Raw genomic sequence first — 16,582 nt, forward strand, 5'->3', positions numbered from 1 at the left:
TAAAAATTTATACAGATGAACACACAACAAGTGGCAACAAAATGGCAAGAAATGTGCCTGCAAGGTAAAAATTTAGAATGTATTAATGAATTATACGCAGACAATATCATAAGTAAAGAAATGCCAGGAGTACCTTATGGCGAAATTGTTTCTGGAAAAAAGGAAGTATATGAAAAAGCAAAACAATGGTTAGAAGATGTTGTAGAATTTCATAAAAGTGATATTACAGACCCCGTAATTGCAGAAAGTTTTTTTTCAAGTAAAATGTCTTTTGATGTTACTTTTAAAAGTAGAGGAAGACAACAGATGGAAGAAGTTTGTGTATTTGAAGTACAAGATGGCAAAATTAAATCGGAACAATTTTTCTATAAAATGTAATGTGATTTTTACACAAAACAAAGTTTTAAGTACTTTGAAAATTTATTTAAAATAATTGAAATTTCTTTTGGTACTTTTTAAAATTTACACTTAATTTGCGCTCTCGAAAATAAAAGCCGATGTAGCTCAGCTGGCTAGAGCAGCTGATTTGTAATCAGCAGGTCGTGGGTTCGAGTCCCTCTATCGGCTCAAATTAAAAAAGTCTCAAATTAATATTTTGAGACTTTTCTTTTTATATTAGCAATCATATACCAAACAAATTTTAAAATGACAAACTCAAAATTTGAAATCTATTTGGCCATATTCGGGATGTAGCTTAGTCCGGTTAAAGTGCTGGTCTGGGGGACCAGAGATCGGAGGTTCGAATCCTCTCATCCCGACAATTATTCTACCTATTTTTATCGTAGTAATCTTCGAATTAATTTAAATTAATCATCTTTGTAAAAATTAAAATTTTATATCTTTATAAGATATTTAATTTTTACTAATATAAGTATCAAAATATACAAATTATATGCTCATAATTGGAATAGCTGGGGGAACAGGAAGTGGAAAAACCACCGTTGTTAATCAAATTGTAAAACATTTACCTTCGGATGAAGTTTGTGTAATATCTCAAGATTCATATTATAAAGAAACAGATGGTTTATCTTATGAAGAACGCACAAAAATTAATTTTGATCATCCAAGAGCCATCGATTTCGATTTATTAGTAAAACATTTAAAAGCCTTAAAAGCGGGAAAAATTATAAATCAGCCTGTTTATTCATTTGTAACACACAATAGAACCAAAGACACCGTAAAAACACACCCTAGAAAAGTAATTATTGTAGAAGGAATTTTAATTTTTAATAGTGAAGAATTGCGTAGTTTGTTTGATATAAAAATATTTGTGCACGCAGATACAGATGAACGTTTGATTCGAAGAGTGAGAAGAGATATTTCTGAACGAGGAAGAGATATAGATGAAGTTTTAAACCGTTACCAAAACACCTTAAAACCTATGCATCAGCAATTTATAGAACCTACTAAAAATTTTGCAGACATTATTATACCTAATGACAGACACAATACAGTAGCAATAGATATTGTTAGAACCGTGATAAATGAACGTTTATAAAAACATGATTTTACATAATTTAAAAAATAAAAAAGCAGTAAAATTTATTACAAATATTTTTGTATTAATTTTAATACCGTACATAATTTGGATGTTTTTTTTCGATGAAAATTCCTATCTGGTACACAGAAGATTTGATAAAGAAATTAATGAATTAGAAAACAGCATTACATTTTACAAAACTAAGATTGAAAAAGACAAAGCAACTATAAAAAAATTACAAGACTCGCTACAATTAGAAAGGTTTGCAAGAGAACAATATGTAATGAAAAAGGAAAATGAAGATATCTATATTATAGAATTTGATACCATAGAAAAATAATGAGCGCATTTCTGTTTACTGAATTTGAAGGTACTTTGCCAGCTGCTTGGAAACAAAAAATTCAAGTAGATTTGAATGGTGCAGATTATAATGAAACCCTACTTTGGAAAACCAATGAGGATATTGTTGTCAAACCTTTTTACACAAAAGAAGACAGAAATCATGAAGTAATAAATTTGCCAAAAAAAGGTTTTTCTATTTGTCAAACTATTTTTGTTGATGATGAAAAAATAGCAAATTCCTTAGCTGTAGACGCCATAAAAAGAGGCGCAAATTCCATTCAGTTTAAAGCCGAAAAAAAATTTAATTATACTGTTTTATTGCAAAATTTAGATGTAAAAAAAACGACTCTTTATTTTAATTTTTCTTTTTTAAATGATGAATTCCAAATAGCACTTTCAAATTTCATCAACTCTAAAAACACCTATTTTCAAACAGACATCATTGGCAATTTAGCAGTTACTGGCAATTGGTTTGTAAACTTAAAAGAAGACCATAGAAAACTAGAAAACTTAGTAAAAAAAACTAGTAATTGTATTACAATTTCTGCTGATGTTTATCAAAATGCTGGAGCAAACTGTGCACAACAATTAGCCTATGCATTGGCGCATGCAAATGAATATATTCATCATTTTGGAGAAGAAGTAACTTCTGCAATTCATTTTAATTTTGCCGTTGGTAGCAATTATTTTTTCGAAATTGCAAAACTAAGAGCTTTTAGAATCCTTTGGAAAACACTTTTATCAGAATATAAAACAACACAAACAGAAGCCCATATTTTTGCGCAACCCACTTTACGCAACAAAACTTTATACGATTATAACGTAAATATGTTGCGTACAACATCTGAATACATGAGCGCCATTTTAGGAGGCGCCAATACAATTGCTAGCATTTCTTATGATGCATTGTTTCATAAATCTAATGAATTTGGTGAACGAATTGCAAGAAACCAATTGTTAATACTACAAAAAGAAGCTGGTTTTTCAGAAGCTCAAAACATTGCAGATGGCACCTACTATATAGAATCTTTAACGCAGCAACTAGCGGAAAAAGCGCTCGTTATTTTTAAACAAATTGAAAAATCTGGAGGTTTTTTACATCAATTAAAAGCGGGTGTTATTCAGAAGAAAATAGACGAAAGCGCTAAAAAAGAAGATGCAGATTTTAACAATAAAAACATTGTTTTATTGGGCACAAATCTTCAAGTAAACAAGTATGATACAATGAAAAACAATTTAGACCTGTATCCTTTTGTAAAACAAAGAAATATAAAAACCATCATAACACCAATCATTAAAAAACGACTTTCAGAAACCATAGAAAAAGAAAGATTAGCCAAAGAAAATGTCTAGAAAATCATTCGAACATATAAAAATATCACCTAATACTTCAAAGCCCAAATTACATTTTCTTCACGAAGATTTTGTAGCCGGAATTGCACCCAATTTACGTGGCCCCTATGCTACAATGTATGTAAGAAGACCTTGGACTATTAGACAATATGCTGGTTTTTCTACAGCCGAAGAAAGCAATGCTTTTTATAGAAGAAATTTAGAAGCGGGTCAAAAAGGACTTTCCGTTGCATTTGATTTAGCCACACATAGAGGTTATGACTCTGATCATGAACGTGTACAAGGAGATGTTGGCAAAGCCGGTGTTGCAATTGACTCTGTAGAAGATATGAAAATTTTATTTGACCAAATACCGTTAGATAAAATGTCGGTTTCTATGACAATGAACGGAGCCGTTTTACCAATTTTAGCATTTTATATTGTTGCTGCAGAAGAACAAGGAGTTGCAGCAAACCAACTTTCTGGAACTATTCAAAATGATATTTTAAAGGAATTTATGGTGCGCAACACCTATATTTATCCACCAACTCCATCCATGAAAATTATTGCTGATATTTTTAAATACACCAGTAAAAACATGCCAAAATACAATTCAATTTCTATTTCTGGTTATCACATGCAAGAAGCAGGTGCAACCGCAGAAATTGAATTAGCATATACGCTTGCAGACGGAATAGAATATATTAAAAAAGGTATTGAAGCCGGAATGGATATTGATACTTTTGCTCCAAGATTGTCTTTCTTTTGGGCCATAGGCATGAATCATTTTACCGAAATTGCCAAACTAAGAGCAGCAAGAATGTTATGGGCAAAAATGGTAAAGCAATTTAACCCAAAAAATCCAAAATCTTTGGCTTTAAGAACGCATTGCCAAACAAGCGGTTGGTCTTTAACAGCACAAGATCCTTTTAATAATGTAGCAAGAACAACCATAGAAGCAATGGCTGCCGCTTTTGGTGGCACACAAAGCTTGCACACCAATGCATTAGATGAAGCCATTGCATTGCCCACAGATTTTTCGGCAAGAATAGCAAGAAACACGCAAATTTATTTACAACAAGAAACGCAAATTACCAAAACAGTAGATCCTTGGGCAGGCAGTTATCAAATAGAAAAATTAACAAATGAAATTGCCAATAAAGCTTGGCTCTTAATCAAGGAAATAACCCAATTAGGTGGCATGACAAAAGCCATTGAAAAAGGAATTCCTAAAATGAGAATTGAAGAAGCTGCCGCAATAAAACAAGCAAAAATAGATAGCGGTAAAGATGTAATTGTTGGTGTTAATAATTATCAACTTAAAAAAGAAGATCCGCTACATATTTTAGATGTTGATAATGAAGCTGTGCGTATATCTCAAATAAAAAAACTACAACACTTAAAAGCTACTAGAAATAACAAAGAAGTTCAAAAATCTTTAATAGCACTAACTGAAGCAGCTAAATCTGGAAATAATAATTTACTAGATGTAGCAGTAACAGCAGCTCGAAATAGAGCTACTTTAGGTGAAATTTCCGATGCTTTAGAAATTGTTTTCGGAAGACATAAAGCACTTCATAAAACCATCTCTGGTGTGTATAGTAAAGAAATGAAAGACGACAAACTCTTTCAAAAAGCAACTGAATTAGCCAATAAATTTACGGAATTAGAGGGCAGACGACCACGTATAATGATTACCAAATTAGGGCAAGACGGTCATGATAGAGGTGCAAAAGTGGTGGCTTCTGGTTATGCAGATTTAGGCTTTGATGTAGATATTGGTCCTTTATTTCAAACCCCACAAGAAGCAACCAAACAAGCTGTAGAAAATGATGTACATATTTTAGGAATTTCTTCTTTAGCGGCTGGTCATAAAACCTTAGTTCCTAGAGTTATTGCAGAATTAAAAAAATATGGTCGTGATGATATTATGGTTATCGTTGGTGGTGTAATTCCTGCACAAGATTATCAATTTTTATTTGACGCTGGTGCTGTTGGTATTTTTGGCCCTGGTACTAAAATTTCGCAAGCAGCTATAGATTTATTAACTATTTTAACCAACGATATGGTTGATTAATAAAATCTTACATAAACAAATGCTCTTTATTTGATACATTTTCTTTTGATCCTTTACTATAAAATTCCTATTAGGGATAATATGATTGAGACCATAAAAAATTCAAGAATAAAACTAGTTACTTCTTTAAGAAATTTTGATTTTCTCTCAGATTTCTTAGAAAAGATATTATGATGCCAGGAAGTTCAACTGATTTACAAGAAAAATTTGTTCATCAAAATTTAAAGAATTAAAAATTATGAAAAAAGCAATAAGTATAAACCCTGCCACAGAAGAAGAAATTGCAAGTTATGAAAGAATTTCAGATAAATCAGCAAAAGAAAAAGCAGCCAAAGCAAACGAAGTATATCAAACTTGGAAAAAAACAAACTTTAAAGAGCGTTCTAAATTGATGCATAAACTTGCCGTTATTTTTGATGAGAATAACGAGAAATATGCCCAATTAGCAACCCAAGAAATGGGTAAAACCATTGCCCAATCTAGAAGTGAAATAGCAAAATGCGCACTTATTTGTAGGTATTATGCAGATCATATAGAAGAATTATTAGCAGATAAAATTATACAGACAGAAGCAAGTAAAAGTTATGTTGTTTTTCAACCATTGGGTGTAACTTTAGCTATCATGCCATGGAACTTTCCTTTTTATCAAGTTATTCGTTTTGCTGCTCCTGCTATCATGACAGGAAACACAAGTGTGATAAAACATGCATCAAACGTGCAAGGTTGTGCTTTTGCATTAGAAAATGCTTTTACCGAAGCGGGTTTTCCCCAAGGAGTTTTCACAAACCTAAACGTTTCTTCATCCCAAATTAAAAACATTATTGAAAATAAAAATATTGTTGCAGTAACATTAACAGGAAGTGAACCAGCAGGACGTTCTGTTGCAAAAATTGCCGGAGAAAATTTAAAAAAAACAGTTTTAGAATTGGGCGGAAGTGATGCTTATATTATTCTTGAAGATGTGGATTTAGAAAAAGCCACAGATGTAGCTACTTTTGGACGATTACAAAATAACGGCCAAACTTGTATTGCTGCAAAACGTTTTATTGTTTTAGAAGAAATTTATGATGATTTTCTAAAACTATTCTCTAAAAAAATGAAAGCTGCAAAAATGGGAAACCCCACAAAAGAAGATGTTTATTATGGTCCTATGGCGCGTATAGATTTGCGTAATGAAATTCATCAACAAGTAAAAAAAACAATACAGCAAGGCGGAACATTAATTTTAGGAGGTAAAATTCCAGATAGAAAAGGCGCCTATTATCCGGCAACAATTTTAACAGATTTAAAACCTGGAATGACGGCTTTTGATGAAGAACTTTTTGGACCTGTTGCTTCTGTAATTAAAGCAAAAGACGAAAAAGAAGCCATTGAATTAGCAAATAAATCAAATTTTGGCTTGGGTTCTGGAGTACTTACAAGTGATACTAAAAGAGGAGAAAAAATTGCATTACAATTAGAAGCCGGTAATAGTTTTGTAAATAAATTAGTTACCTCCGATCCCAGATTGCCTTTTGGCGGTATCAAAAATAGTGGTTATGGTAGAGAACTTTCTAGTTACGGAATTAAAGAATTTGTAAATACTAAATCTATTTGGATAGCATAAATAAGAATCATTTGGTTTGATAGATTTTCAATATTAAACCACAGAAAATTAGTGTGTTTAGATTTTTACCCCTAAAATTAACACAGGTTTTTCATTTAGGCTTTATCCTTGTTATTTCTATTTTCTACCAACACCATAATTTCTTCGGGAGATAAATAATATTTTTTAATTCTATTTTTATAAACTTCAGAAATGTCTGCATTGTTTAAAATAAAATTCTTCGTTTTTAAAATATAGTCTTCCATTTTATGCTTTACAGCAAAGCTATCAGCAGCTCTTTCAGCTTCAACAATATGATTTTCAGAAAACAAATATTTAATCCCAAACCATATTAAATTCAATTTATCTCTATTTTGATAATCCATAATATGGCCCAACTCATAACCAATCCAACCAATAAAAATATCCTTAGGAATTTCTGTAGTTAAAAACTGTTTATCAGAAATTTTAAACTTTTTACTAATCAAAATTACATATTTTCGTTTATTTTTTCTTCTAAAAAAACTATCAAAAGTAGGTCTTGCCTGCATGGTAGATTTTTTTATACTTTTCTTAAACTTAAACTCTAAATTTACATTTTTTAATTCTGGGTAAAACGCTAAAGCAACCAATACTTGCTCTTTAATATTTACTGGTATAATGTGTGTTTTACTCATATAGTATCACTGTTTTGTTTTAAAATTATAAGATACAAATAGCACCTATATTTTCATAAAATAACTTGTTAATTCTCACATAAATTTCATTTTCCTTTTTTTAACAAATCTTAACAGTAAAAAAGACTTTCCTACATGTAGATTTCTGTCTTTTATCCCTAAATTTGCAACACTTTTTAAAGCACAACTTTCGGATGAAAAAAATATTAAATATCCTCTATTCTACTCGTTTAACAGCACTTTTATTTCTAATTTTTGCAGCAGCAATGGGGATTGCCACATTTATAGAAAATGATTTTGGAACTCAAACCTCTAAAGCTCTTGTTTACAACACCTGGTGGTTCGAGGGAATTATGATTTTCTTTGTTATTAACTTTTTTGGTAACATTTTCAGATATCGTTTATACAGAAAAGAAAAATGGCCTGTTATGCTATTTCATGGTGCATTTCTATTTATTTTAATTGGCGCTGGTGTAACTAGATATGTTGGTTACGAAGGCATTATGCTCATTAATGAAGGTGAAACCACCAATGAGTTTTTATCTGAAACTACGTATTTAAATGTAGTTGTTGATAATAGCGACGTTCAAAAAACTAAACATAAACCACTTCTTTTATCTGCTTGGGGAAAAAATAATTGGTCTTTTTCTGATGATTTTAAAGGCTCTAATTATACGATTAATTTGGTTGATTACATTCCTTGGGCGGAAAGAAAATTAGTAGAAGATGAGAATGGTGAAGAACATTTGTTCTTTGTTGAATCATCAGAAGGCAGTCGTCATGAACATTGGATTAAAAAAGGAACTTTACAAAATATTCATGGAATTTTAGTTGGTTTTGATGCCACTGACAATAACGCTTCTATCAACTTTACAAACGAAGGTGGTAATTTAAAAATGCTAACCAAAGCCGATGGAGATTGGTTTAGAATGGCAGATCAACAAAAGGGAAAAATAACGAAAGATTCTATTCAGAATTTCCAATATTTAACGCTTCATAACATTGCAGGTTTGCAATTTGTAATTCCAAGACCCGCTGAAAAAGGTATTATGAAGACTATTAGCGGGCCGAAAGATGACCAAAAATTAGATGTAATAATTTTAGATGTAACTGCCAATAACAAAACAGAAAGGGTAGAATTAACTGGTGGAAAATACAGTAGTGATAATGCGGAAGAATTTTCAATTGCCAATTTAAATTTTAGAATGTGGTACGGTGCTAAAACACTGCGAACACCTTTTAGTGTAAAACTAAATGATTTTCAATTAGAAAAATATCCTGGTTCTGAAAGTGCAGCATCTTACGCCAGTGAAGTTACTGTTATTGATGGAGAAGAAAAATTTGATTTCCGTATTTTCATGAATCATATTTTAGATCATAAAGGCTATAAATTCTTCCAATCTAGTTATGATTTATCTGGTGAAACCGAAGAAACACACTTGTCTGTAAACCACGATTTTTGGGGTACTTTAATTACCTATTTTGGTTATTCTCTTTTGTATACGGGTTTAATCTGTATTCTTTTTGCTAAAAACACACGTTTTGATGATTTAAAAAATGGGTTAAAAAAAATAAGAAAGAAAAAATTAACCTTATCTGTGATTGCTACCTTATTTTTATCTAGCATTACTTTTTCTCAGCACACAACTCATCAACCAAACAACATTACCAACCAACAAATAGATTCTATTTTACAAGCCAATTTAGTGGATGTAAAACATGCAGAAAGTTTTAATAAATTGGTAATACAAGATGCGGGCGGACGCATGAAACCAGCTCACACATTTGCTTCTGAATTGGTTAGAAAAGTTAGCCAAACAGAAAACTTTAACGGCATGAACCCTAGTCAGGTTTTATTGTCGATCATAGAAAACCCTAGACTTTGGTACGAAGTTCCTGTTATTTATTTAGAAGATGGAAACACTAAAATTAGAGAGGTTTTAAATGTAGATAAAGACGCTAAATACGCTCGTTTAGCAAATTTTATTACTCCGAAAGGTGTGTATAAAATTAAAGATCTAGTGGCCGAAGCTCAAAAGAAAAATGTTAAAAATAAATTTGAAAAAGATCTTATTAAAATAGACAGAAGAGTTGGTTTATTGTACAGCGCCATTGGTGGAGGAATATTGCGTATTTACCCTATTCCTAATGATGATAACAATACCTGGGTATCGCAACCAGAAACGTTAAACGCTGGTTTTAAATCTACAGACTCTGTGTTTGTACGCCAATCTTTACCTGTATATATTCAGTTTTTACAAGAAGCTAAACAAACTAAAGATTATACAAAAGCAAATCAAATTTTAGATGGAATTAAAAAATTTCAACAAAAATTTGGCGAAGACGTGCATCCTTCAGAAAAAAGAATTGATTTAGAAATTGCATACAATAAGGTTCAACCATTTCAAAGACTTTCAAAGTATTATGGTTTTTTAAGTTTATTTCTAATCATCTTTGTTATTTGGCAAATATTTAGTACTAAAAATTGGATAAATTACGTTGTAAGATCTTTAACAGCAATAGCTCTTGCTTTATTTGTTTTTCATACTTTAGGTTTGGCGTCACGTTGGTATATAAGTGGTAATGCACCTTGGAGTAATGCCTACGAATCTATTATTTATGTTGCTTGGGCAACCATGTTGTTTGGATTATACTTCGGAAGAAAATCATCTTTAACAATTACTGCAACTACTTTTTTAACGGCTATAATTCTAGCATTTGCACATCAAAATTGGTTAGATCCAGAAATTGCAAACCTACAACCTGTATTAAATTCTTGGTGGTTAATGGTACATGTTTCTATTATTGTAGCAAGTTATGGGCCTTTTTCTTTAGGGATGATTTTAGGAATATTTGCACTCTTTCTAATAATTTTTACCAATGAAAAAAATAAACATAAAATAGGTTTAAACCTTAAAGAAATTACAATTATTAATGAAATGGCCATCACCATTGGTTTGGTAATGTTAACCATTGGTAATTTCCTTGGCGGAATGTGGGCTAATGAAAGTTGGGGACGTTATTGGGGTTGGGATCCTAAAGAAACTTGGGCGTTAATATCTATTATGATCTATGCTTTTGTGTTACACATGCGTTTAATTCCTGGATTGCGTGGTAGATTTACTTTTAATCTATGGTCTATTCTTGCCTATTTTTCAATAATGATGACGTATTTTGGTGTAAACTTTTACTTATCCGGATTACATTCTTATGCAAGCGGAGACAAAGTAATAACACCAACTTCTGTGTATTATTCACTTGGTTTTGTTGCTATTTTAGGAAGTTTAGCGTATTATAAATATCTTAAATATTATAAAAAATAACTTCATTACTACAAGGTTTTGCTACTTCCTTTATTTCAGTATCAAACCTTGTAGGTATTTTAATTTTAAAATGTATTTTTGCATCTCAATTTAAATAACTTCTCTACGATTCTCGAAGAGACCATTAAAAAACAACTTCATGTTTCATAAAAATATAAAATTAGGTTTAGCAGGTTTAATTACGGTTTGGGCAATATATCAATTTGCGCAAGGAAATATAATGAACGGAATTTCTATCTTACTTTTAGCAGGAATTTTTGTCTTATTCTATTTTAAAAACGAGTTTATCTTATTAGCTTTTTTACAATTACGTAAGCAAAATTTTGAAGGTGCTAAAAAATGGCTAGATTATATTAAAAACCCTGAAGCTGCTTTAATTACAAAACAACAAGGATATTTTAATTACTTACACGGTATTATGTTAAGTCAGACCAACATTACACAAGCTGAAAAGTTTTTGCGAAAAGCTGTTAAATTAGGTTTGTCTATGGATCATGACTTGGCAATGGCTAAGTTGCAATTAGCAGGGATTGCAATGACAAAAAGACGCAAACGCGAGGCTACAAACTTAATGGCAGAAGCTAAAAAATTAGATAAAAACGGCATGCTTAAAGAGCAAATGCAAATGATGAAACAACAAATGAAGAAGATTTAAAACTTCATTTGTTTTTCAATCTTATAGAAACAACAGTTTTCCAATCAAAAAAAAATCCGCTTTTCAACGGATTTTTTTAGTTTTATTTTGTAGCGTATTTACAAGTATATCATTTTGTTTTATAAAAATACTTCGATAAAACAAATGCTCTATTTCAATCTAATCAAGCTTAAATCAGGATTGTATTGTAAAATAAATAAGCCATTATTCTCAGAAACTCCAAATAGTTTAGAATGATAATCAAACTTACTTTCTATTCTAAAGGAAGCACCTTCTTTAAACGTTGATTTTAAATTGTTACCAGAAGCCAATCTTATTAAAATATCATAGGTTATATCGAAACCTTTGGTAGCATAATCAGACGGTAATGCATTGTTTTTATCAGAATATTGCTTGTTAAATAATTGTGTAATTTTTGATTTTTCATCAACATACTCATCACTCACATAGGTAAAACCGATTTTTGCGAGCTTTAAATTATCGATTTTATCAAAAGCAACTCCTTTATCATAGGTAAATACTTTAACCGTAGTTTCTTCTGGCAAACTTATTAAACTATTGATGGCATCTGCCATAATAACATTATCATTAGTACTTAAAATTACCCAATTTTTTTGATTTGGTTTTAAGATACTTAAAAAACGATCCTTTTTAATATAGCCATTTTCAGGTTTTAAGATATGAACCTTAGAAATAGAGTCAGAAGTTATTAATGCTTGTTGTATTTGATAAGCAGCGCTATTAGATGCCGATTTTCCATCACCAACTATAATAAGATTTCCTGTATTAAAATTATCTTTTATATAACTCACCAACTCGTCTCTAAAAACTTTTTTCTCTGGTGATGACTTTATAATTTTAGAAGAAGTAAACTTATATTGATTTCTAGAATACAAAGGAAAAATTACCGGAACATCTACCTTTTTTGCAATAATTTCTGCTTCTTCAGAATACAAGGGCCCAATAATTACAGAATTATCATTTAAATTTTCTGAAGCAATAATGGCATTAATTCTACTTCTATTTGTACCCGTATCAAAAACATTCAATTCAATTTTTACACCTTGTTTTCTTAAAGAATCTATTGCTATTTCCGCTCCTAAATAAAAATCTGTTACAATGTTAGCCAACTTACTTCTACTAAAAATATGGTCCGATGAAACCGTATCATACTTTATGGTTTTAAAGGGTAATAATAAAGCTACTTTTAAAAGAGAATTTCTATCTATAATATCTTCATAAACATTATTTTCTACAATTTCTTCTCCTTTAACTATTGGTTTTATTTTTATGATTTGACCAATTTTAAGACCTTCAGACAAACTAGGATTTAAAAGCAACAAATCTTCTTCGGTTACATTATAGAATCTCTTTAAACCATAAATTGTTTCTTTTGGTTTTACTACATGTACTACAAACTCTTTTCTTAGTTCTTCTAAAAGTTTGTCTTCCTTTTCTTTAACCTCCTCTTTATCAGTGTCTTTTATTTCTATATCCGGATTGGTTATATCAACCTTATCTGTTAATTTTGCCATCTTTTTATTAGGAACAATAATAACGGTATTGGCTACAGGTCTTCTTTTAACTCCAGGATTTAAACGAAATAAATCTTTAGTATTCATTGCCAATCTCTTGGCAATACTACTTATAGATTCTCCTTCTTTTACTTGATATTCAACGTATTTTTTTTGTTGACCGCAAGAAACAGTAAACGTTAAAACACATAGGAAAACAAAAAATTTTAAATGTTTCATATATTCTATTCCCATTCTATAGTTGCAGGCGGTTTAGAGCTAATATCATAGACAACTCTGTTAACACCTTTTACTTGATTTATAATTTTATTAGACGTTTTTTGTAAAAATTCATACGGTAAATTCACCCAATCTGCGGTCATACCATCTGTACTTTCTACCGCTCTTAAAGCGACTACTTTTTCGTATGTTCTTTCATCTCCCATTACGCCCACAGAATTTACAGGTAGTAACATTGCACCGGCTTGCCAAACTTTATCATACAAACCATCTTCCTTTAAGCCGTTTATAAAAATGGCATCTACTTCTTGTAAGATTCTCACTTTTTCTGCAGTAATATCTCCTAAAATTCTTATTCCTAAACCAGGTCCTGGAAAAGGATGACGCCCTAATAATTCTGGATCAATACCCATAGAAGTCCCTACTCTTCTTACTTCATCTTTAAAAATCATTTTTAAAGGCTCAACAATTTTTAATTTCATAAAATCTGGCAAACCTCCCACATTATGATGACTTTTAATAGTTGCTGATGGACCTCCATTTACAGAAACAGACTCTATAACATCCGGATAAATAGTTCCTTGTGCTAACCAAGTTACATCTGAAATTTTATGAGCTTCATCATCAAAAACTTCTATAAAAGCATTACCAATTGCTTTTCTTTTTTTCTCTGGATCTGTTAACCCTTCTAAGGCTTTCAAAAAACGTGCCGATGCATCTACACCTTTAACGTTTAATCCCATTCCTTCGTATCTTTTTAATACTATTTCGAACTCATTTTTACGTAAAAGTCCGTTATTAACAAAAATACAATATACGTTTTTGCCAATGGCTTTGTTTAATAAAACCGCTGCTACAGAAGAATCTACACCACCAGAAAGCCCTAAAACCACCTTATCGTTACCAATCTTTTCTCTAAGTGCTGCTACTGTACTTTCTACAAAAGAATCTGGAGTCCATGTTTGTGCTACGCCTGCAATTTTAACTAAAAAGTTCTCTAATAATTGTTTTCCATCTTTAGAATGATATACTTCTGGATGAAATTGAATTGCAAAAGTTTCTTCTCCATTAATTTTATAAGCCGCATTTGCCACGTCTTTTGTACTTGCCAATAACTCTCCGTTTGTTGGCAATTCTTTTATAGTGTCTGAATGACTCATCCAAACTTGACTTCCTTCAGAAATGTTTTCAAAGAAGGTTTCATCACTTTTTATGTATGATAAATTGGCTCTTCCATATTCTCTTGTGTTAGAAGGAGCAACTTGTCCGCCTGCATAATGCGCTAAATATTGCGCTCCATAACAAACTGCTAAAACAGGTTTTTTTCCTCTAATTTCTGATAAATCTGGATGTAAAACATTTTCTCCTCTAACAGAATTTGGGCTTCCTGATAGGATAACCGCTTTAAATTCTGATTGATTTTCTGGAGGATGGTTATACGGATGAATTTCGCAATAGATATTTAATTCTCTAACTCTTCGTGCAATTAATTGTGTGTATTGCGATCCGAAATCTAATATAAGTACGTTGTGTTGTTGCATGCGCAAAAATAATATATTGATTTGAAATTAAACGCAAACTACACTAAGAATTTTCGATAAGTGTATAAATAAATATTACGAAAAGATAGTGTTTGCTACAAAATTTTATCCAAATAATTATAAAGCGAACCTTATAGAAACGTTGGTAGCTATTTATCTCTTATACAGTAAAATTAAAAAGAACAAAAAGCATGCAAATATGTGCTAGATTTGAAAAAAAACAACAAAATAATTTTACGTAATAATTTTTTTAAAATCGATACACAATGGCATTAATATTCATGCCAGAACCTACAGAAGCAAACATAACTACGTCTCCTTTATTTACCTGATGATTTTCTAATTTTCCTTTTAAAACTAAGTCTAACAAGGTTGGTACAGTTGCTACAGAACTATTTCCTAACTCACGAATACTCATTGGCATAATGTTTTCTGGCATTTTATGTTTGTACAATCTGTAAAAACGCTTTACAATAGCCTCGTCCATTTTTTCATTGGCTTGATGAATAAAGATCTTTTTAACTTCATCTATAGAAACACCACTTTTATCTAAAGCAGTTTTCATAGCCGCAGGAACATTTGTGATGGCAAATTCGTAAATTTTTCTACCCAACATTTTAATATAGCGCATATCTTTATCCTCCTCTTTATTGAAAGAATTTCCAAAATATAAAAAATAGGCTTCGTCTTTTGCAAAAGTTTGTGATGCATGACTTAAAATTCCTGAACCATTTTCAGTTGTTTTTTCAATAACACAAGCTCCTGCTCCATCACTAAAAATCATAGAATCTCTATCATGTTTGTCTATAACTCTAGATAAAGTTTCAGCACCAATTACCAAACATTTTTTAGCAATACCTGCTTTTATAAAGGCCTGTGCTTGTACAACACCTTCTATCCAACCTGGGCAACCAAAAAGCACATCATACGCAACACAATTAGGGTTTACGATGCCCAATTTATATTTTACTCTTGTAGACAAACTTGGTAACAAATCACTCTGAATTGTACCTTGTCTTACATCGCCAAAATTATGAGCCAAAATAATATAATCTAATTCTTCTGGGTCTATATTTGAGTCTTCAATTGCTTTTTGGGCAGCAAAAAAGGCCAAATCAGAAGTTGTGTATTCTGCCTTTGCATAACGCCTTTCTTCAATACCCGTAATTGTTTTAAATTTATCTATAATAACGTCATTTTCTAACGCAAATGCAGAACCATCGTCGTTTAAAAAATGTATATCTAAAAATTCTTTATTTGCTTTTTTTATAGTTGGAATAAAAGTACCTGTTCCTGTTATTTTTGATGAAATCATCTTCTATTTTTTTATTGAGATAAAGGTAATAAAAACGAACAATTTTGAGGCCGATAAAAGAAAAAAACAATGAAACTCAACCCAAAAAAAACAATTCCCGCCTTACTATTATTAATTTTTGTAAACACCCAGTTTTAACTCCATTACAGTAGCAATAGACCTTGCCCTATTTTTCATATTAAGGGCATTTTGCCCATCAAAATAAGTATCAATTGTTTCAAATAAATACGATATCCAAATAGCAAAATGTTCTTTCTTAAACTGTACAAAAGCATTTTTATCTATATGTTTTTGCATGGTATTATTTTTATAGGTAGTTGTATCAAAAAGAATATCATTCCAAAAATCTGTAATAACTTCTAAATGTTGTTCTAGATGATTTTGAGCTACAATATCCTCAAAAAAAGGAATCATTTTATGATCAACCAATAATAAATCATAAAACTTTGTCATGATTAATTTTATGTCTTTTCTTGTGGAAATATCGGGTTTCATATTTAT

13 protein-coding genes and 2 tRNA genes are annotated in these 16,582 nt (G+C 30.9%); 10 read left to right on the forward strand and 5 right to left on the reverse strand.

All coding sequences use genetic code 11. The features are described 5' to 3' along the window. Nucleotides 1–15 precede the first annotated feature (15 nt). From ACSHW5_RS10765 to ACSHW5_RS10800, 8 genes are all read left to right on the forward strand, one after another. Nucleotides 16–378 (forward strand): SnoaL-like domain-containing protein, encoded by a 363-nt coding sequence (locus ACSHW5_RS10765; protein ID WP_435676138.1) that lies wholly within the window; start codon nt 16–18, stop codon nt 376–378. Between the two features lie 115 nt (nt 379–493). Then, nucleotides 494–567, forward strand: a tRNA-Thr gene (locus tag ACSHW5_RS10770). 116 nt (nt 568–683) lie between these two features. Further along, nucleotides 684–758: transfer RNA gene (locus ACSHW5_RS10775), tRNA-Pro, on the forward strand. A gap of 134 nt (nt 759–892) precedes the next feature. Further along, the gene (gene udk, locus ACSHW5_RS10780) at nt 893–1,498 is read left to right on the forward strand and encodes a uridine kinase (protein ID WP_435676139.1); all 606 of its coding nucleotides are present in this window, start codon (nt 893–895) and stop codon (nt 1,496–1,498) included. Beyond that, entirely contained in the window at nt 1,485–1,820 is a 336-nt protein-coding gene (locus tag ACSHW5_RS10785; protein ID WP_435676140.1) for an FtsB family cell division protein, read from the forward strand. The genes udk and ACSHW5_RS10785 overlap by 14 nt, the downstream gene beginning before the upstream one ends. Next, nucleotides 1,820–3,175, forward strand: a complete 1,356-nt coding sequence (locus ACSHW5_RS10790; RefSeq protein ID WP_435676141.1) for a methylmalonyl-CoA mutase subunit beta — start codon at nt 1,820–1,822, stop codon at nt 3,173–3,175. Before ACSHW5_RS10785 ends, ACSHW5_RS10790 begins: the two co-directional genes overlap by 1 nt. Next, a complete protein-coding gene (gene scpA / locus ACSHW5_RS10795; RefSeq protein WP_435676142.1) occupies nt 3,168–5,231 on the forward strand; it encodes a methylmalonyl-CoA mutase in 2,064 nt (687 codons plus the stop codon). Before ACSHW5_RS10790 ends, scpA begins: the two co-directional genes overlap by 8 nt. Before the next feature lie 238 nt (nt 5,232–5,469). Continuing rightward, the gene (locus tag ACSHW5_RS10800) at nt 5,470–6,837 is read left to right on the forward strand and encodes an NAD-dependent succinate-semialdehyde dehydrogenase (protein ID WP_435676143.1); all 1,368 of its coding nucleotides are present in this window, start codon (nt 5,470–5,472) and stop codon (nt 6,835–6,837) included. Between the two features lie 95 nt (nt 6,838–6,932). Here the strand turns inward: ACSHW5_RS10800 and ACSHW5_RS10805 are convergent, their stop codons facing one another. Further along, nucleotides 6,933–7,493 (reverse strand): hypothetical protein, encoded by a 561-nt coding sequence (locus ACSHW5_RS10805; RefSeq protein ID WP_435676144.1) that lies wholly within the window; start codon nt 7,491–7,493, stop codon nt 6,933–6,935. A gap of 194 nt (nt 7,494–7,687) precedes the next feature. Between ACSHW5_RS10805 and ccsA the strand changes: the two genes are divergently transcribed. Both ccsA and ACSHW5_RS10815 read left to right on the forward strand, forming a co-directional pair. Further along, on the forward strand, nt 7,688–10,816 hold the full coding sequence (gene ccsA / locus ACSHW5_RS10810) for a cytochrome c biogenesis protein CcsA (protein ID WP_435676145.1): 3,129 nt from the start codon (nt 7,688–7,690) through the stop codon (nt 10,814–10,816). A 139-nt stretch (nt 10,817–10,955) separates the two neighbouring features. Further along, on the forward strand, nt 10,956–11,471 hold the full coding sequence (locus ACSHW5_RS10815; protein ID WP_435676146.1) for a DUF2892 domain-containing protein: 516 nt from the start codon (nt 10,956–10,958) through the stop codon (nt 11,469–11,471). 149 nt (nt 11,472–11,620) lie between these two features. Here ACSHW5_RS10815 and ACSHW5_RS10820 read toward each other — a convergent pair whose 3' ends face one another. From ACSHW5_RS10820 to ACSHW5_RS10835, 4 genes are all read right to left on the reverse strand, one after another. After that, nucleotides 11,621–13,225 carry a LysM peptidoglycan-binding domain-containing protein gene (locus tag ACSHW5_RS10820; protein WP_435676147.1) on the reverse strand — a complete coding sequence of 535 codons (1,605 nt, stop codon included), beginning with the start codon at nt 13,223–13,225 and terminating at the stop codon, nt 11,621–11,623. A 5-nt stretch (nt 13,226–13,230) separates the two neighbouring features. Next, a complete protein-coding gene (gene guaA, locus ACSHW5_RS10825) occupies nt 13,231–14,766 on the reverse strand; it encodes a glutamine-hydrolyzing GMP synthase (protein ID WP_435676148.1) in 1,536 nt (511 codons plus the stop codon). A 250-nt stretch (nt 14,767–15,016) separates the two neighbouring features. Then, nucleotides 15,017–16,081 carry a 3-oxoacyl-ACP synthase III family protein gene (locus ACSHW5_RS10830; RefSeq protein ID WP_435676149.1) on the reverse strand — a complete coding sequence of 355 codons (1,065 nt, stop codon included), beginning with the start codon at nt 16,079–16,081 and terminating at the stop codon, nt 15,017–15,019. Nucleotides 16,082–16,192: 111 nt separating this feature from the next. Further along, nucleotides 16,193–16,576 (reverse strand): group III truncated hemoglobin, encoded by a 384-nt coding sequence (locus tag ACSHW5_RS10835; protein ID WP_435676150.1) that lies wholly within the window; start codon nt 16,574–16,576, stop codon nt 16,193–16,195. Between the last annotated feature and the right edge of the window lie 6 nt (nt 16,577–16,582).

Source organism: Polaribacter sp., from assembly GCF_051251875.1.
In the GTDB taxonomy this organism is placed as follows: domain Bacteria; phylum Bacteroidota; class Bacteroidia; order Flavobacteriales; family Flavobacteriaceae; genus Polaribacter.